14 protein-coding genes are annotated in these 18,468 nt (G+C 74.7%); 10 read left to right on the top strand and 4 right to left on the bottom strand.

Annotated elements, in window-relative coordinates; all coding sequences use genetic code 11:
• Positions 1-66 precede the first annotated feature (66 nt).
• From fdxA to GA0074704_RS26965, 5 genes are read left to right on the top strand one after another with little or no spacing between them, the layout of a single operon-like run.
• The gene (gene fdxA, locus GA0074704_RS26985; RefSeq protein WP_007464872.1) at positions 67-393 is read left to right on the top strand and encodes a ferredoxin; all 327 of its coding nucleotides are present in this window, start codon (positions 67-69) and stop codon (positions 391-393) included.
• Complete coding sequence (dapC, locus tag GA0074704_RS26980) at positions 390-1,505, top strand: succinyldiaminopimelate transaminase (RefSeq protein WP_157743825.1); 1,116 nt, start codon at positions 390-392, stop codon at positions 1,503-1,505. The genes fdxA and dapC overlap by 4 nt, the downstream gene beginning before the upstream one ends.
• 13 nt (positions 1,506-1,518) lie before the next feature.
• Entirely contained in the window at positions 1,519-2,532 is a 1,014-nt protein-coding gene (locus GA0074704_RS26975) for a prephenate dehydrogenase (protein WP_088973072.1), read from the top strand.
• Between the two features lie 47 nt (positions 2,533-2,579).
• A complete protein-coding gene (locus GA0074704_RS26970; RefSeq protein WP_088974016.1) occupies positions 2,580-3,221 on the top strand; it encodes an SIMPL domain-containing protein in 642 nt (213 codons plus the stop codon).
• Complete coding sequence (locus GA0074704_RS26965; protein ID WP_088973071.1) at positions 3,221-3,868, top strand: nucleoside/nucleotide kinase family protein; 648 nt, start codon at positions 3,221-3,223, stop codon at positions 3,866-3,868. The genes GA0074704_RS26970 and GA0074704_RS26965 overlap by 1 nt, the downstream gene beginning before the upstream one ends.
• On the opposite strand, the gene GA0074704_RS26960 is transcribed toward GA0074704_RS26965, so the two are convergent.
• Both GA0074704_RS26960 and GA0074704_RS26955 read right to left on the bottom strand, forming a co-directional pair.
• Positions 3,845-6,412, bottom strand: coding sequence for a hypothetical protein (locus tag GA0074704_RS26960; RefSeq protein WP_231926694.1), 2,568 nt, complete (start codon positions 6,410-6,412; stop codon positions 3,845-3,847). The two genes, GA0074704_RS26965 and GA0074704_RS26960, sit on opposite strands and share 24 nt — an antisense overlap.
• Before the next feature lie 96 nt (positions 6,413-6,508).
• The gene (locus GA0074704_RS26955) at positions 6,509-7,063 is read right to left on the bottom strand and encodes a sugar O-acetyltransferase (RefSeq protein WP_088973070.1); all 555 of its coding nucleotides are present in this window, start codon (positions 7,061-7,063) and stop codon (positions 6,509-6,511) included.
• A 143-nt stretch (positions 7,064-7,206) separates the two neighbouring features.
• On the opposite strand from GA0074704_RS26955, the gene GA0074704_RS26950 reads away from it, so the two are divergent.
• Positions 7,207-10,575, top strand: coding sequence for a S8 family serine peptidase (locus tag GA0074704_RS26950; protein ID WP_231926693.1), 3,369 nt, complete (start codon positions 7,207-7,209; stop codon positions 10,573-10,575).
• Between the two features lie 114 nt (positions 10,576-10,689).
• On the opposite strand, the gene dapD is transcribed toward GA0074704_RS26950, so the two are convergent.
• Complete coding sequence (gene dapD, locus GA0074704_RS26945; protein WP_088973068.1) at positions 10,690-11,646, bottom strand: 2,3,4,5-tetrahydropyridine-2,6-dicarboxylate N-succinyltransferase; 957 nt, start codon at positions 11,644-11,646, stop codon at positions 10,690-10,692.
• Positions 11,647-11,670: 24 nt separating this feature from the next.
• Between dapD and dapE the strand changes: the two genes are divergently transcribed.
• Entirely contained in the window at positions 11,671-12,744 is a 1,074-nt protein-coding gene (gene dapE / locus GA0074704_RS26940) for a succinyl-diaminopimelate desuccinylase (protein WP_088973067.1), read from the top strand.
• A gap of 132 nt (positions 12,745-12,876) precedes the next feature.
• On the opposite strand, the gene GA0074704_RS29135 is transcribed toward dapE, so the two are convergent.
• Positions 12,877-13,035 (bottom strand): hypothetical protein, encoded by a 159-nt coding sequence (locus GA0074704_RS29135; RefSeq protein ID WP_172880810.1) that lies wholly within the window; start codon positions 13,033-13,035, stop codon positions 12,877-12,879.
• Positions 13,036-13,190: 155 nt separating this feature from the next.
• Between GA0074704_RS29135 and GA0074704_RS26935 the strand changes: the two genes are divergently transcribed.
• From GA0074704_RS26935 to GA0074704_RS26925, 3 genes are all read left to right on the top strand, one after another.
• A complete protein-coding gene (locus GA0074704_RS26935) occupies positions 13,191-14,090 on the top strand; it encodes an LOG family protein (RefSeq protein ID WP_088973066.1) in 900 nt (299 codons plus the stop codon).
• Positions 14,091-14,094: 4 nt separating this feature from the next.
• Positions 14,095-14,640 carry an LOG family protein gene (locus GA0074704_RS26930; protein WP_088973065.1) on the top strand — a complete coding sequence of 182 codons (546 nt, stop codon included), beginning with the start codon at positions 14,095-14,097 and terminating at the stop codon, positions 14,638-14,640.
• Positions 14,641-14,802: 162 nt separating this feature from the next.
• Positions 14,803-18,438 carry an ATP-dependent DNA helicase gene (locus GA0074704_RS26925; RefSeq protein WP_231926692.1) on the top strand — a complete coding sequence of 1,212 codons (3,636 nt, stop codon included), beginning with the start codon at positions 14,803-14,805 and terminating at the stop codon, positions 18,436-18,438.
• Positions 18,439-18,468: the final 30 nt, after the last annotated feature.

Below are 18,468 nucleotides of genomic sequence, written 5' to 3'. Positions count from 1 at the left end.
CCCGGCGAGATACTAGGCTCTTACCCGTCGCGGTGATCGCGGCGAGTCTTGCGGAGGAGAAGACCGGTGACCTACATCATCGCCGAGCCGTGCGTGGATGTGCTCGACAAGGCATGCATCGAGGAATGCCCGGTCGACTGCATCTACGAGGGCAATCGGATGCTCTACATCCACCCCGACGAGTGCGTCGACTGTGGTGCCTGTGAGCCGGTGTGCCCGGTCGAAGCGATCTTCTACGAGGACGACGTGCCGGAGCAGTGGAAGGACTACACCGGCGCGAACTACGAGTTCTTCGAGGACCTGGGCTCGCCCGGTGGCGCGTCGAAGATCGGCAAGGTCGAGAAGGACGCGACCTTCGTGGCGGCGCAGCCGCCGCGCGGAGAGGGCCACTGAACCGGCCCGAGCCGGTCTCGTCGCGGCTGCCCGACTTCACCTGGGACACGCTGGACGCCGCGGCCGCCCTGGCCGCGGCGCACCCCGGTGGACTGATCAACCTCTCCATGGGCACGCCGGTCGACCCGGTGCCGCAGGTGATCCGGCAGGCGCTCGCCGACGCGTCCGACACCCCCGGCTACCCGCTCACCGCGGGCACCCCCGCGCTGCGGGACGCCATCGCGGCGTGGGTGGCCCGGGCCTGCGGCGCCGGCGTCGACGGGCTGGGCGTGCTGCCGACGATCGGTTCCAAGGAGCTGGTCGCCTGGCTGCCCACCCTGCTGGGTATCGGGCCCGGCGACGTGGTCGTGGTGCCGTCGATCGCCTACCCGACGTACGAGGACGGGGCCCGGCTGGCCGGCGCCACCACGGTCCGCGCCGACTCGCTGACCGCGGTCGGTCCGAGCCCTCGGGTACGCCTGGTCTGGGTCAACTCGCCCGGCAACCCGACCGGCCGGGTGCTGCCCGCCGCGCACCTGCGCAAGGTCGTCGACTGGGCGCGTGAGCGGGGCGCGGTGGTGGCCAGCGACGAGTGCTACCTGCCGCTGGGCTGGTCCGCCGACGCCGAGCCGGTGTCGGTGCTCTCGCCCGAGGTCTGCGGCGGCTCCTACGACTCGGTGCTGGCCGTGCACTCGCTCTCCAAGCGTTCCAACCTGGCCGGCTACCGGGCCGGGTTCGTGGCCGGTGACCCGCGGCTGGTCGCCGAGCTGCTCAAGGTGCGCAAGCACGCCGGCATGATCGTGCCGGCCCCGGTGCAGGCCGCGATGGTGGCCGCCCTGGGCGACCAGGCGCACGCCGACGCCCAGCGGGAGCGCTACCGGGCCCGACGGGAGCAGCTGTACGCCGCCTTCACCGGCGCCGGGTTCACCGTCGAGCACTCCGAGGCCGGGCTCTACCTGTGGATGACCCGGGACGAGGACTGCTGGGCGACGGTGGACTGGCTGGCCCGGCGCGGCATCCTGGTCGCGGCGGGAGCCTTCTACGGCCCCGGTGGCCAGCGGTACGTCCGGGCGGCGCTGACCGAGTCCGACGAGCACGTCGCCGCGGTCGCCGGCCGGCTCGCCGAGGTCTGACGGCCCGACCACCATGGGCAACGGTCGGACGGGCGCGCCGCCCCGGGCGGCGGTGGTCGGCACCGGGCTGATCGGTGGTTCGGTGCTGCTGCGGCTGCGTCAGGCGGGCCTGGACGTGGCCGCCTGGGACCCGGATCCGGCCACCCGGGCGTTGGCCCGTGACCGGGGCCTGACCAGCCCGGACGGCATCGAACAAGCGGTGGCCGACCGCGACGTGGTCTTCCTCTGCGGGCCGTTGCCCACCCTGACCGCGACGCTGACGCAGGTGGCCGCCATCGCCCGCCCGGACTGCGTGCTCACCGACGTCGGCAGCACCAAGCGGGCGGTGGCCACCTTCGCCGTCGCGCACGGCCTGGCCGACCGGTTCGTCCCCGGCCACCCGATGGCCGGTACGGAGCGGGCCGGGCTCGCCTCGGCCAGTCCCGACCTGTTCACCGGCGCTGCCTGGGTGCTCTGCCCGGACCCGGCGGGGATCGGGCGGTTCCGGACGTTGGCGGCGCTGCTGCTGGAGGTCTTCCGGGCCAGGGTGGTGCCGATGGACCCGGTGGCGCACGACCGGGTGGTGGCGCTCTCCTCGCACGTGCCGCACCTCCTGGCGGGGGGCCTGGCCGGCGCCGTCGACGCCTCCCCGGTGCGCGACGCCGTGCTCTCCCTGGCGGCGGGGAGCTTCCGGGACGGGACCCGGGTCGCCGGCACGCCGGCCCCGCGCACCGCCAACATGCTCCTGGACAACCGGGACGAGGTGCTGGGCCAGCTCGACGCGGTGCGGGCCGCCCTGGACGAGCTCGCCACCGCGCTACGGCGGGACGACCGGGCCGCGTTGGTGGCCGGCTACGAGCGGGCGGCGACCGCCCGGGCCGCCCTCGCCGCCGGCCGGTCGCGCCCGGTCCGCGCCGACTTCCCGCTCGACGCCGACCCAGCCGGCGAGGTGGCCTGGCTGTGCGAGCTCGGGGCGGCCGGGGGACACCTCACCGGCTGCCGGGTCACCGGCGGCGTGGTCGGGTACGACGGGCTGTGTCCGGCCTGACCCCGACGCCGAGGCGCGTCCGGTCTCCGGCGACTAGGGTGTTGGTCATGGTGGACGCTCCGGTCGTGGCGGTACGCGGCGAGGCGTACCGGGAGGTGGCGCCCGAGCTGGCCCGGTTCACGGTGCGGGCGTCGGCCCGGGACCGGGACCGGGAGACCACCCTGACCCGGCTGGCCGAGCGGGCCGCCGCGGTGCGGGTGCTGCTCGACTCGTACGGGCCGGTGATCGCCCACCGGGAGACCGGTGACCTGTGGGTGCGGCCGGAGACGAAGCGTTCCGGGGAACGGGTGGTCGCCTATCACGGCAGCGTCGCCACCACGGTCACCGTCACCGACTTCACCGACCTGGGTGAGCTGATGCTGCGCCTGGCCGACCAGGACCAGGTCGAGGTCTCCGGGCCGTGGTGGTCGTTGCGCCCGGACAGCCCGGCGTACCGGGAGGCCCGGCACGCGGCGATCACCGACGCGCTGGCCCGCGCCCGGGAGTACGCCGAGGCGCTCGGTGCCCGGGTGACCGGCCTGCTGGAGCTCTCCGACACCGACGGTGCCGGCGTGCCGATGATGGGCCGGGCGTTCAAGGGTGGGGGCGCCGCTGGCGGGCCGCCGGAGCTGGACCTGGACCCGCAGCCGCAGGGCGTGAACGCCGTCGTCCAGGCTCGCTTCACGATCAGCGAACCGGCCCTGAGTTGATGGCCGAGGCGCACACCCTGCCGCTCGACGACCTGGTGGACCGGGCCCGGGTGCTGGCCGCCGACGGGCCGCGGCAGCTGCTGGGCATCGCCGGGGCGCCCGGTGCGGGCAAGTCCACCCTGGCCGAGCGGGTGGTCGCGGCGGTCGGCCCGACCGCGGCACTGGTGCCGATGGACGGCTTCCACCTGGCCCAGGCGGAGCTGCGCCGGCTCGGCCGGGACGCCCGCAAGGGGGCGGTCGACACCTTCGACGCGTACGGCTACGTGGCGCTGCTGCGCCGCTTGCGCCGGCTGGAACCCACCACCGTGTACGCTCCGCAGTTCCGCCGCGACCTGGAGGAGCCTGTCGCCGGGGCGATCGCGGTGCCGCCCGAGGTGACGCTGGTGGTGACCGAGGGCAACTATCTGCTGCTTCCGGAATACCCGTGGGACGAGGTCCGGGCGCTGCTGCACCAGGCCTGGTTCCTCGATCTGGACGCGGAGCTGCGGCTGCGCCGGCTGACCGCCCGGCACGAGGCGTACGGGCGGTCACCCGAGCAGGCCCGGCAGTGGGCGTTGGGCACCGACGAGACGAACGCGGCGCTGGTTGCCGGCACCGCAGGCCGGGCGGACCTGGTGGTCCGGCTAGCCGACCCGCTGCCGGGGTGACGGCACGGCCCGGCGCAGCAGCCGGGCCACCACCGCCCGTTCCCGGCGGAACTCAAGCGCCTCCGGGTAGCCGCTGTGGTTGCGGATCGGCGGGTCGGCCACCTCGCCGCCGCTCGGGTGCAGGGCCTCCGGGTCGGCCACCGGGACGTCCCGTTCCCCGGCGTCGACCGGCCAGCCGAGCGGGTCGGTGTCCCGCCAGAAGTTGGTCCAGGCGACGTACCCGGCGGGCGGGGTGAGCGCCGTGGCGAGCGCGCGCAGCCGTTCCGGGCCGAAGTAGGCGGGGAAGACGCGGCCGTAGAGGCGGGTGAGCTGGCAGCCGTAGGAGAAGAACCAGGTGTGCCGCCGCCACCGGGGCGGCAGCTGGAACAGCATCGCCGCGCAGATGACGGCGCCCTGGCTGTGCCCGGAGAGGATCACACCGTCCATCCGGCGCGGGTCGTTCGGCGGTAGCCCGAGCAGTCCGGCGACCCGGGTCTGCAGCTCCGGCACCGCCCGTTCTGCGTAGCTGGGCGGGGCGAGCGGGTGCGCCGCGCGGGGCCAGAAGGTGCCGACGTCCCAGAACACGCCGACGGTGCGGCGCACGGTGTCGTTGCGGTAGACCAGCAGGCCCACACCGGCAATGACCACCGGCAGCCAGGCCAGCATCGAGTCGCCGACGTCGGCGACGCGGTCCAGGACACCCCACCAGCCGGCGACCGGTTCGAGGGCGGGCCGGTCGCGGGAGAGGGCGGCGGCGCAGGTGAGGGTGACCAGCACCGCGACGGCCGTGGCGTAGCAACCGATCAACCGGACCCCGTGGTCGCCGACCAGCTGATGCAGGGCCCGGAACCGGGCGACGTCGCGGCACCGCCGCAGGTCGTGCGCGGAGAGCCCGGTGCCGGGGCGGGTCAGTCGGGCGTACTCCTGGCGGCGCAGGTTGTGGAAGAGCATCCCCGCGCGCAGCGCGGTGCAGCCGAGGGCGAGCAGCGCGACGACGAACCCGAGGCCGGCCCAGAGCACCGGCTCGGGCTGCCGTACCGGTGGCAGGCCGTTTGGGCCGGTCGCCTTGTCGAGCCGGTCGGTGACCCAGGAGAACAGTCCGGCACAGTAGGAGATGGCCATCAGCCAGCCGAAGCCGGCGATGAGGGCCGGACCGCGCCGGCCCCAGACGATGCCGGTTCGCGGTCCGAGTGGTTGCTGCTCGCCGTCGGTCGGGACCGGATGCAGCAGCAACCCGGTGCCGGCCACCGCGATGGCCGGCACGGCGACCATCCAGGTCGCCAGCCCGGGCGGGGCCGGCGGCAGTCCCGGAAGTCCCGGGTGGAGCCAGATCACCGCCGGCGGCAGCAGGGTGCCGGCCAGCACCGGCGGGACCAGCCCTCGGCGGCCGGACCGGGCAACGGCGCCGATCGCGATCAGCAGCAGGACCTGGTACGTGGCGAACCAGGCGACGGCGCCGTCGTAGCCGGGCAGTGACCGGTCGGCCCGGCAGCCCGGCAGGGTGGCGTCCCGCGCGCAGCCAGCCGGGGGCCGCAGGTCGGTCAGCGGCCGGCCGGCGGGCCCGTCCGGCAGCAGCAGGAGCAGGAACGTCCCGACCAGACCGAGCCCGGTGAGCAGGGCGACCGCGAAGCTCCACGGCCCGAGCGGGGTGTCCCCGCCACGCCGGGTCAGGTAGGGACGGCCGACGGCGACCACGGCGATCACCAGGACCGCCCCGAGGACGGCGGCGGTCGGCCAGGCCACCACCGCCCGGGCGTGCCGCGGTGGGTCCATCCGGATCACCGCGGCCAACGGCACCGCCGCCGCGACGGCCGCGCCGGTGCACAGGTGCAGCAGGCCGGCCCGGCGCAGCTGCCCCTCACCGCACCAGAACGTGGGATCCTGCAGGGGGTTGGCCGGCGGTTCCGCCTCGGTCTCCGGGGCGGCCGGCCGGGTGCGCGGTTCGGCCGGCATCTCCGCCTCGTACTGATAGGTACGCCAGGTGATGAGGCCCAGTAGGACGAGCAGGGCCAGCGGCAGCAGCAGGCCGACGGCGAGCGCCCGGGTGCCCTGCCCCCACCACCCGTCGGCGAGGAACTCCCAGGGCCCGGGCAGCTGCCCCAGGCAGCTGCGGTCCACGCACTGCCAACCGACGAGGTCGACGCCGATCCCGGTCACGGTGACCACCAGGGTGACGGTGAGGCTCAGGCAGAACAACCGGATCAACCAGGCGGTGAGCCCCGACCGGCTGCCCCAGCGTTCCCGGTCCGGGTCGGCCGGGATGCCGGGCCGGGCGTAGAGGGCCACGTTGGCGAGGGTGAACGGCAACAGCACGGTCCACAACGCCCGCTCCACGTCGCGCGCGGTCCGCGCGCCGGAGGTCAACTGCCCCCAGCTGTACGCCTCGACGGCGATCGGCTCGTCCGGCCGGGCGGCGGTGGACCGGTAGAAACCGGTGACCTCGCCCCCGGCGACCAGCCACGGCTGGGCCCCGGCGCCGCCCGGCTCCGGTTGCAGCCCGAGGATCTGCTGGGGCGGGGTGTTGGAGACCCCGTGCACCCGCAGTTCCAGCACCCGCTCCACCATGCCCACTCCCTGGTAACCCTCTAGCTACCCAGAGTGCGCCTCTCGGAGGGCTTCCGGCCACCGGCCGATCCGTCGTATTGGCAGCTCAAACGGCGTCTACAGGGTCCGGATCGGCTTGGCGGGGTTACCCACGGCGACCACGTTGGGTGGCAGGTCGCGGGTGACCACCGCGCCGGCGCCGACCACGGTGTTGGCGCCGATGGTCACCCCGGCCAGCACGATGACGCCGCCGCCCAGCCAGACGTTGTCCTCGATGGTGATCGGGGCGGAGCCCTCCCACTTGGCCCGCCGGGCCTCCGGCTCGATCGGGTGGGTGGCGGTGAGCAGTTGGACGTTCGGTCCGATCTGGACGTCCGCGCCGATGGTGATCGGGGCGACGTCGAGGAACACCGCGTTGAAGTTGACGAAGCAACGCGGGCCGAGGTGGATCTGGGTGCCGTAGTCGCAGTGGAAGGGTGGGCGTATCCAGGTGTCCTCGCCGACGGAGCCGAGCAGCTCCTTCAGGGCCGCCAGCCGGCCCTCCGGGTCGCTCGCGGAGCTGGTGTTGAAGCGTTCGGCCAGTCGGGCGGCCCGGTCCAGGTCGGCCATGATCTCGGGGCCCTCGGCGATGTACGGCTCGCCGGCCAGCATGCGTTCCTTCATGGATGCCATGAGTCGATCATGCCCGATGCCGGTTCGGCTGTTTGGCGAGATATGTCGGCTTGGCGACTCCCTGTTGCATACCTGGTATGCAATCCTGGGGCGATCCATCGATGTAGCTCCCATCGATGTAGACGCCTCAGGAGGAGGAACCGTTGCCCCGAAGCAGAAGAAAACTGGCCGCCCTCGGCCTCACGCTCGGGATGGTGATCGGCGGGCACGCGCCGGTCTCCGCCGCACCGCGTACCGCACCGGCCGGGCCGGCCACCGCAGCCCCGACCAGCGCAGCCCCGGCCGCACCGCCCGGCGCCGGCCGGTCGGCGACCGTCACCCTGCTCACCGGTGACCGGGTCACCCTCACCGCCGCCGGCCGGGCCGCCGTCCGCCCCGGCGCCGGCCGGGCCGGCATCGGATTCCTGGTCCGCCGCGACCGCGACCATCTCACCGTGCTGCCGCAGGACGCGCTGCCGCTGATCCGGGCCGGCCGGGTCGACCGGCGGCTCTTCGACGTCACCGAGCTGATCGCCGCCGGCTACGACGACGCCCACCGGGACACGCTGCCGCTGCTGGTGTCGTACCGCCAGGGGGTGGCCCGCCGGGCGACGGCCACGCCGGCCGGCACCCGGGTGACCCGCGACCTGCCGGCGATCGGCGGCGCGGCCCTGGTGGCCACGAAGACCGACACCGCCGGGGTCTGGGCTGGCCTCACCACCGGACGGGCCGGCGCCCGCGTCGACACGGCAGGGGGTGTCGACCGGATCTGGCTCGACGGCAGGCGGCGGGTCACCCTCGACCACAGCGTGCCGCAGATCGGCGCGCCCGCCGCGTACAAGGCCGGCTTCACCGGCAAGGGCGTCACCGTCGCGGTGCTCGACACCGGCGTCGACCTCACCCACCCCGACCTGGCCGGCCGGGTCGCCGAGGCCCGCAACTTCAGTGCCGTCCCGGAGAACGACGACACGGTCGGGCACGGCACGCACGTGGCCTCCATCATCGCCGGCAGCGGCGCCGCCTCCGGCGGGAAGTACCGGGGCGTGGCCCCCGACGCGACCCTGCTCTCCGGCAAGGTCTGCGAGGACGAGGGCTGCACCGACTCGGCCATCCTCGCCGGCATGCAGTGGGCCGCGGCCGAGAAGCACGCCACCGTGGTCAACATGAGCCTCAGCGGCTGGGACACCCCCGAGGTCGACCCGCTCGAGCAGGCCGTGCAGACGCTGACCGCGCAGACCGGCACCCTCTTCGTCACCGCCGCCGGCAACGACGGGTCCGACGCCTCGGTCGGCTCACCGGCCAGCGCCGACGCCGCCCTCGCCGTCGGTGCGGTGGACCGCGACGACGAGCTGGCCGACTTCTCCAGTCGAGGCCCGCGCATCGGTGACGACGCGATCAAGCCCGACATCACCGCCCCCGGCGTCGGCATCGTCGCCGCCCGGGCCGCCCACGGCGTGATCGGCGAACCGGTGGGGGAGAAGTACGTCGCCCTCTCCGGCACCTCGATGGCCACCCCGCACGTGGTCGGCGCGGTGGCGCTCCTCGCCCAGCAGCACCCCGGCTGGAACGCCGGCCGGTACAAGGCCCTCCTGATGGCGTCCGCGAAACCGCACCCGGCGCAGACCGCCTTCGCGCAGGGCGCCGGCCGGGTGGACGTGGCGCACGCCATCACCGAGCAGGTCACCAGCGATCCGGCCAGCGTCTCGTTCGGCAAGGCGCTGTGGCCGCACGGCGACGACGCGCCGATCACCCGGACGGTCCGTTACCGCAACGCCGGCACCGGGCCGCTGACGCTGGAGATCGGCACCGAGATCAGCGGGCCGGGCGGACGGCCCGCGCCGGCCGGGATGTTCCGGGTCAGCCCGTCCCGGCTGACCGTGCCGGCCGGCGGCACCGGCCAGGTGACCGTCACCGCAGACACCCGCCTCGGCGGGGCGGACGGCTTCTGGACCGGCCGGCTGGTCGCCCACGCGGGAACCACCGTCGCGGTCACCCCGCTGGCGGTGAACCGGGAGGTGGAGAGCTACGCGCTGACCATCCGGACCGAGGACCGCGCCGGCGCCCGGACCGGCGACCACTACACCTCGCTGGTCAACCTGGACCGCTTCGAATTTCCGTTGGACATCAACGACCCGGATGGCGAGGCCACCGTCCGCGTCCCCAGGGGTCGGTACGCGCTCAACAGCCTGATCTACCGGCCTGACGGGTCCGGCGACTGGGTGGAGACCACGATGCTCGCCCGTCCCGACATGGTGGTCGACCACGACCAGCGGATCACCCTCTCCGCCCGCGCGGGGCGGCCGGTCGGGATGACGGTGCCCCGATCCGGTGCCAGCCCGGAATTGATCGACCTGAGCACCACCTACTACGGCAAGGACGTGATCTACGGCTTCGGGCTCTGGGCGGCCGGCTTCGACGGGCTGTACACCGCCCACCTGGGCCCCCGGGTCTCCGCCGACCGGTTCGTCGCCAGCCTCTCCAGCCAGTGGACCGACGGGACCCGGACCAGCCCCTACCTGTACGCGCTGAGCGAGGTCTTCCCCGGCCGGATGCCGACCGGCTTCGTCCGGGACTACCGGCAGCGGGACCTGGCCACCGTGGTGCACCGGTTCCGGGGTGGCTATCCGGGAATGCAGGCCGAGCGGTACGTCATGCCGGAGTCCGGCTACAACACGGGCGGCTCGGCGCTGATCCTCGCCGCGCCGCTGCCCGGCCGGCGGACCGAGCACTACAGCACCAGCCCGGGGATGCGCTGGGCCTCCGAGCTGGACTTCGGTACCCCGACCGAGGAGGGCTGGCTGGACGTCAAGGCCGTGCTGGAGTCGGTGCCGACCGCGTACCGGGCCGGCCGGACCGCGCACGAGGACTGGAACTCCGCGCCGTACGGGCCGTCGTTCCCGCAGCCCCGCTGGCCGGAGCAGGGCATCACCCGGCTCGGCGACACGCTGCTGGTCATCCTGCCGGTGCACACTGACGCGGCGGGCCACCCCGGCGGGTCGCTGAACGACACCGCGCGGACCGCGCTCTACCGCAACGGCAAGCTGCTCGCCGAGAGCGACTCGGCCGGCTACGCCGAGTTCACCGTGCCGCCGGGGGCGGCCGACTACAAGGTCGTGACCTCGGCCCGGCGTGGCTTCACCGACCTCAGCAGCGAGGTCGGCGCCGCCTGGACGTTCCGGTCCCGGCACGTGGCCGGCAAGGACTGGGTGCGGCTGCCGGCGATGGCGGTCCGCTTCACGCCGCCGCTGCGGATCGACAACAGCGCCCCGAAGGGGCGGCCGTACGTCATCCCGGTGGCGGTGCAGCGCCAGCCCGGCGCGCCGACGGCGAAGCTGACGGCGCTCACCGTCGACGTGTCGTACGACGGTGGGAAGAGGTGGCAGCCGGCCCGGGTGCGGCACACGCCGTTGGGCTGGGTGGCCGTGGTGCGCCACCCCGACCGGGCCGGGTACGTCTCGCTGCGGGCCGAAGCCCGGGACGCGGCCGGCAGCACGGTGACCGAGCGGATCATCGGGGCCTACCGGCTGCGGTGAGCCGTACCTCCGGGTCCGCGGCCGATGCGCCGCGGACCCGGAGCGGTCCGGTCAGTGCCGACTCTGTTCGCGACTGCCGGGCTCGCAGACCCGGCTCACTCCGCGCGGCGAACGTCAGTTGGCGTGCAGCGCCGCGTTCAGCTCGATGCCCTTGCCGCTGCGCTGCTTCGCCTCCAGCGCGCCGCTGACCGAGTTGCGCCAGAAGAGCAGCCCGTCCACCCCGGAGAGCTCGCGGGCCTTGACCACCCGGCCGTCCGGCAGCGTGATCTTGGAGCCGGCGGTGACGTAGCAACCGGCCTCGACCACGCAGTCGTCGCCGAGCGAGATGCCGATGCCGGCGTTCGCGCCGACCAGGCTCCGCTCGCCGATGCGCACCTTGTCGGTGCCGCCGCCGGAGAGCGTGCCCATGATCGACGCTCCTGCGCCGATGTCGGAGCCGTCGCCGACCACCACGCCCTGCACGATCCGGCCCTCGACCATCGAGGTGCCCAGCGTGCCGGCGTTGAAGTTGCAGAAGCCCTCGTGCATCACGGTGGTGCCGGCGGCCAGGTGCGCGCCGAGCCGGACCCGGTCCGCGTCGGCGATCCGTACGCCCGCCGGGACCACGTAGTCGGTCATCCGGGGGAACTTGTCCACCCCGTACACGGCCAGGTGGCGGCCGGCGGCCCGCTCGATGACCCGCAGCTCGTCCACCCGCTCCGGCGGGCACGGCCCGGCCGAGGTCCAGGCCACGTTGGCCAGCTTGCCGAAGATGCCGTCGAGGTTGAGCTCGTTGGGCCGCACCAGGCGGTGGGAGAGCAGGTGCAGCCGCAGGTACGCGTCGGAGGCGTCGGAGATCGGGTCGTCCAGCGAGCCGATCACCGTGGTCACCTCGACGGTACGCAGGCCGGGCAGCGCCCGTTCGCCGATCGCGCCCGGCGGAAGGTCCAGGACGTCGGCCTGGTCCTCCCCGGGGACCAGCGGCAGCTCGCCGAGGCCCAGCTTGCCGGTCGGGTACCAGGTGTCGAGCACCTGATCGTCAGCGGTGATCGTGGCGAGGCCGATGCCCCAGGCAGACTGTGCAGTGGTCACGATTTTGACGGTACCGTGCGAGACATGCAGAACCCGCTGACCCCCGAGGTCCTGGCCGATCCGGTGGCGCTCACCCGCGTGCTGGTCGACATGGAGTCCGTGTCCCTCAACGAGAAGGCCATCGCCGACTGCGTCGAGGAGGTCCTGCGGTCCGTCCCGCACCTGACCACGTACCGGCACTCCAACACCGTGATGGCGCGTACCGACCTGGGCCGGTCCCAGCGGGTGGTCCTCGCCGGCCACCTGGACACCGTGCCGCACAACGACAACTGGCCGTCGACCATGCGCGGCGACCTGATGTACGGCTGCGGCACCTCGGACATGAAGTCCGGGGTGGCGTTCGCGCTGCACCTCGCGGTGACCCTGCCCGACCCGCGGTACGACGTCACCTACCTCTTCTACGAGGCGGAGGAGATCGAGTCCCGCTACAACGGGTTGACCCTGGTCTCCCAGGCGCACCCGGAGTGGCTGGAGGCGGACTTCGCGGTCCTGCTGGAGCCGACGTACGGCATCGTCGAGGCCGGCTGCCAGGGCGTGCTGCGGGCGACGGTGACCACCACCGGCGCCCGGGCCCACGCCGCCCGTTCCTGGCACGGCTCGAACGCGATCCACGCCGCCGGTGAGGTGCTGCGCCGGCTGACGACGTACGAGGCGCGCCGGGTGACGATCGACGGCTGCGACTACCGGGAGGGGCTCAACGCCGTCGGCATCCACGGCGGCGTGGCCGGCAACGTGATCCCGGACCGCTGCGAGGTCGAGGTGAACTTCCGGTACGCCCCGGACCGCGACCCCGCCGCCGCCGAGGCGCACGTACGCGAGGTGTTCGCCGGCTTCGACCTGGTGGTGACCGACTCGGCCGCCGGCGCGGCGCCCGGCCTGGACGCCCCGCCCGCGCGGGAGTTCCTGGCGGCGGTGGGTGCCGCCCCGATCGGCAAGCTGGGCTGGACCGACGTGGCCCGCTTCGCCGCCCTGGGCATCCCGGCGCTGAATTTCGGCCCGGGTGACCCCAACCTGGCCCACCACAAGGACGAGCACGTCGAGATCGGCAAGATCCGCGACGGCGCCGCCACCCTCCACCGCTGGCTCACCCCTGCCTGACCCACCCCACCCCACCCCCGTCGCCCGCAGGCTCTCCCGTTGATCAAGGAGTTTGCGTCACCGGAGAACGCTCCCGGTGACGCAAACTCCTTGATCGCCCCGCTGGGCGGGGCTGGGGAGGGTGGGGTTGGTCTAGGGGGCGGGGGTGAGGGGCTGGGTGGTGGTGGGCTGGGCGGTGGGATCAGGGGTGTGGGCTTCCAACAGGCGGGCGCGGCGGCGCTCGGCCACGACGTCGTGGATCCGTCGCTGCATCTGACGACGGATCCGGGTCATCTCGCTGTTACTGATCACGCTGGCTCCTCCCCCGAAGGCGCGTGCCCCGGCATACCGGGTATGTGAATGGTAAGACGTGTGGGCAACCGGTTTGGTTGCTCAAGATCCGGAACTATTTCCCGGCCGGCCCGGCCCGCACGCCAACCGTGAGCTGCTCCACTACGGTGGCCCTCATGAGCCAGAGCAACGGGCGCCAGCCCGGCCGCGACCCGGAACGGCACCGGGGCGCCGTGACGCTGCGTCGCGGCGCCATCCCGTCCAGCACCGCCGACCAGCGCCTGCTGGACTCCAGCGGGCGCGGGGACTGGAAGACCAAGGACGCCTGGCGCGCACTGCGGATCCTCTCCGAGTTCGTCGAGGGGTTCGACACCCTCGCCGACCTGCCGCCGGCGGTGAGCGTCTTCGGCTCGGCCCGCAGCAAGCCGGAGAGCCCCGAGTGCCGGATGGCCGAGGAGCTGGGGGCCGCGCTGGCCCGGGCCGGCTACGCCGTGATCACCGGCGGCGGCCCAGGGGTCATGGAGGCGGCGAACCGGGGCGCCAGCGAGGCCGGCGGCCTCTCCGTCGGCCTCGGCATCGAGCTCCCCTTCGAACAGGGCCTCAACGACTGGGTCGACCTGGCCATCGACTTCCGGTACTTCTTCGCCCGCAAGACCATGTTCGTCAAGTACGCCCAGGCGTTCGTGGTGCTGCCCGGCGGCTTCGGCACCATGGACGAGCTCTTCGAGGCGCTGACCCTGGTGCAGACCGGCAAGGTGACCCGGTTCCCGGTGGTGCTGATGGGGCAGGCGTACTGGCAGGGGCTGCTGGACTGGCTGCGGGACACCATGGCCGCCGACGGCAAGATCGGCCCGGTCGACCTGGAGCTGATCTGCGTCACCGACGACGTCGACGCGGCGGTGCGGCACATCGTGGAGGCCGAGGCGGCCCTCTCCGCCGAGCAGGAGGCCGTCCGCGAGGAGGCCGTGGCGCGTACCGGGGAGGACCAGCAGGCCGCCGCCGAGGCGACGCCGGAGCCGGAGCGTACCGGGGGACCGGCCGGCGGACGGGTCACCCGGCCGGGCGGGGAGGTCTGATCCGGTGGCGGCGATCTGCGTCTTCTGCGCCTCCTCCCGGACCCTCGACCAGCGCTGGCTGGACCTGGCCGCCGCCACCGGCGCGGAGCTGGCCCGGCGAGGGCACACGCTGGTCAGCGGCGGCGGCTGCGTCGGGATGATGGGCGCCCTGGCCGACGGCGCCCGCGCGGCCGGCGGGCGGACGATCGGGGTGATCCCGCAGGCGCTGGTGGACCTGGAGGTGGCCGACCTCGCCTCGGACGAGCTGCTGGTGACCGACGGGATGGCCAGCCGCAAGACCCTCATGATCGAGAAGTCGGACGCGTTCCTCACCCTGCCCGGCGGGCTGGGCACCCTGGACGAGCTCTTCGAGGTCTGGACCACCGCCACGCTCACCATGCACACCAAGCCGATGGCCCTGGTGGACGCCGACGGGTTCTACCGTCCGCTGGTCGACTGGCTCGGCGCCCTGGCCGACCAGACCTTCCTCAAGCCCGCCGGCCTGGCCCTGCTCACGGTTACCGACACCGTCCCCGCCGCCCTGGACGCCCTCGAATCCCACCTCACCTGACTGCCCCACCCCACCCCACACCCCCGACCCGGCCCGTTGATCATGAAGTTCGCGGCGAAGTGGATCTCCATTTGTGCCGTCAACCTCATGATCGACGTGAGCTGGGGCTGAGGGCGGGGTGGTGGGGGTGGGGATGTCGTACCGGCGTGGTGGGATGAGGTGATGCAGGCGTACCGGCTGGTGCGCCGGCCCGCCGAGGGGGTCCGGGGGGACCGCGCGGACGGCGGGACGGCGCGGGGGGATGGTCGGTCCACAGAGGGGGCCGAGGCGGGCCGCCGGCCCGAGGGGTCGGCGGGCGATGCCACGCAGGCCGGCCCCGGCACGCCGGCCGGTTCCGGCGTCCAGGCGGTGACCGGGGGCGGTCCGGCCGGTGAGGGCGTACGGGTCGGGGCCGCGGGTGGTCCGGCCGGGGTCCGGTTCACGGCCGGGCGGCTGGCCGACCCGGTGCAGGCCGAGATCGTCGCGCACACCGACGGCCCGCTGCTGGTCGTCGGCGGTCCCGGCACCGGCAAGACCAGCACCCTGGTCGAGGCGGTGGCCGCCCGGGTCGCCGAGGGCGTCGACCCGGAACGCGTCCTGGTGCTGACCTTCAGCCGCCGGCAGGCCACCGACCTGCGGCACCGGTTGGAGGCCCGGATCGCCGCCGACGGGCACCGGGTGCTCCGCGAGCCGCTGGTGCGCACCTTCCCCGCGTACGCCTTCGGGCTGCTGCGCCGGGCCGCCGCCGAGCGGGGCGAGCCGTCGCCGCGGCTGCTGACCGGCCCCGAGCAGGATCTGATCATCCGCGAGCTGCTCGACGTGGTCGGCGAGGAGCCCGACGACGACCCGGTCGGCTGGCCGGAGGACCTGCTCCCCGCACTGCGCACCCGGGCCTTCGCCGCGCAGCTGCGGGACCTGCTGATGCGTGCCGCCGAGCGGGGCGTCGGTCCGGTGGAGCTGGCCCGGCTGGGCGAGAAGCTGGGCCGCGCCGACTGGCCGGCCGCCGCCCGTTTCCTCCGGGAGTACGTCGCCGTCCTCGCCCTGCGCGACGTCAGCAACCGCGGCTCCATCGCGTACGACCCGGCGGAGCTGGTCCGGGCCGCCACCGGCATGCTGCTGGACGACCCGGAGCTGCTCGACGCCGAGCGCCGCCGGCTGCGCCACGTCTACGTCGACGAGCTGGCCGACACCGACCCGGCCCAGCAGGAGCTGCTGCACGTGCTGACCGGCGGTGGCCGGTCCCTGGTCGCGTTCGCCGACCCGGACTCCTCCACGTACGCGTTCCGCGGCGCCGACCCCGCCGTGGTCACCACCTTCCCGCACCGGTTCCGGACGGCCTCCGGAGCGCCCGCCGCCCGGGTCGTGCTGACCACCTCCTACCGGGCCGGCGCGCGGCTGCTCGGCGCCACCGGCCGGCTGGCCCGCCGACTGCGCGGCCCGGCGGCGCACCGGCGGCTGCATCCGCTGCCCGACGCGCCCCCCGGCGAGCTGGAGGTCCGCACCTTCCGCTCGGCCACCAGCGAGGCGGTCTGGCTGGCCCACGCGCTACGCACCGCGCACCTGCTCGACGGGGTGCCCTGGTCGCGGATGGCGGTGCTGGTGCGGTCCACCGCGCTGCGGCTGCCGTCGCTGCAACGGGCGCTGCACGCGGCCGGCGTACCGACCGTGGTGCACGGCGAGGACCTGCCGCTGCACCTGCAACCGGCGGTCGCGCCGCTGCTGCTCCTGCTGCGCTGCGCGCTGGAGCCGGAGCGGCTGGACGAGGAGTCCGCCGTCGCGCTGCTGCACTCGCCGCTGGGCGGCGCCGACCCGCTGGCCGAGCGGCGGCTGCGGCAGGGCCTGCGTGCCCTGGCCCTGGCCGCCGGCGACCGGCGCCCCTCCGGTGAGCTGATCGTCGACGCACTACGCGACCCGGAGGAGCTGGGCGCGATCGACCGCCGCTGGGCGGAGCCGGCGCAGGCCGTGGCCGGGCTGCTGGCCATCGCCCGGGAGTCCGCCGAGCGGCCGGGCGCCACCGTCGAGGACGTGCTCTGGTCGGTCTGGAACGCCAGCGGCCTGGCCGAACGCTGGGCCGGGGAGATCACCCGGGGACGGGCGGCCACCGGCGAGCACGAGAGCGCACAGCGCTGGCGGGCCGAGGCGGCCGACCGCGACCTGGACGCCGTGCTGGTGCTCTTCGACGCCGCCGCCCGGTTCACCGACCGGTTGCCCGGCGCGCGTACCGAGGTCTTCCTCGACCACGTGCTCGGCCAGGACCTGCCGGCGGACACCCTGGCCGCCAGCGCCGACCGGGGCGAGGCGGTACGCCTGCTCACCGCGCACGCCGCCAAGGGGCTGGAGTGGGACCTGGTCGCGGTGGCCGGGGCGCAGGAGGGCACCTGGCCCGACCTGCGGCTGCGCGGCAGCCTGCTCGGTTCGGAGCGGCTGGTCGACGTGCTGGCCGGCCGGGCCGACGGCACCGGCCTGCGGGCCGGCCTGGTCGGGCAGACCTCCGCCCTGCTCGACGAGGAGCGCCGGCTGTTCCACGTGGCGGTGAGCCGGGCCCGGCGCCGGCTGCTGGTCACCGCGGTCGCCTCGGCGGCGGTGGGCGGCGACGACCACGAGGAACAGCCCAGCCGCTTCCTGCACGAGCTGGGGGCCACCGAGCCGCCCGCCGTCGGCGGCGGTGGGCCGACGCCGACCGGCCCCGCCCCCGGGCCCCGACCGGTCACCCCCGGACCGACGGACGAGGCCGGCGGCACGCCTGACGGGCCGGTGCCGGTGGTCGACGAGGAGCACGAGGACGGCCCGCCCGGCGAGCTGCCGGTCACCCGGCCGCCCCGGGCGCTCACCCTCTCCGCGCTGGTCGCCGAGCTGCGTACCGCGGTCACCAACCCGGCGGCGCCGCCGGCCCGGCGGCAGGCCGCGGCGGCCGAGCTGGCCCGGCTGGCCGCCGCCGGGGTGCCCGGCGCGCACCCGGACCAGTGGTGGGGGCTGCGCCCGCTCTCCGACGACCGGCCGCTGGTCGACGAGGGCGACCCGGTCCGGGTCACCCCGTCGGCGATGGAGAGCGCGTTGCGGTGCAGCCTGCGCTGGCTGCTGGAACGGCACGGCGGCAGCGGCCCGGCCAGCACCGCCCAGGGCGTCGGCAACCTGGTGCACGCCGCCGCGATGCTCGCCGAGGACGCCAGCGCCGACCGGACCGCCCTGCTGGAGTACGTGGCAGCCCGGTTCGACGCGATCGAGCTGGCCGCCCGCTGGATGGTCGGCCCCGAACAGGCCCGCGCCGAGGCGATGGTGGACAAGCTGCTGCGCTGGCTGGCCGGCAACCCGCGGCGGCTGCTCGCCATCGAGCACGAGTTCGCGGTCCGCCTCGACGACCCGCAGCGCCCGGTCGAGCTCAAGGGCCGGGTGGACCGGCTGGAGGTCGACGACGACGGGCGGCTCGTGGTGATCGACCTGAAGACCGGCAAGTCCACCGCCGTCACCGAGCGGGAGGTCGCCGAGCACCCGCAGCTCGGGGCGTACCAGGCGGCCGTGGAGGCGGGGGCGTTCGCCGAGTTCGGTGACGAGCCGGGCGGCGCCGCGCTGGTGCAGCTCGGCACCGGAGGCAAGGACGCCCGGGAACAGGCCCAGGCTGCCGCCGGGGAGGGGCCGGCGGCCGGCTGGGCGACCGCGCTGGTCCGGCGGACCGCCGATACGATGGCCGCCGCCACCTTCGCCGCCGTCGCCAACTCCAAGTGCCGGGTCTGCCCGGTCCGCACCAGCTGCCCGGTCTCGGGGCAGGGCCGCCAGGTGGTCGAGCCGCCGGCCACCCGACCCGCCCCGGAGGACCAGTGAGCGCGCCGAACGTCCCCGGGCGGCCGGAGG

Source organism: Micromonospora siamensis, assembly GCF_900090305.1.
Taxonomy (GTDB): Bacteria; Actinomycetota; Actinomycetes; order Mycobacteriales; family Micromonosporaceae; genus Micromonospora; species Micromonospora siamensis.
This window is presented reverse-complemented; position numbering and strand designations above follow the sequence as displayed.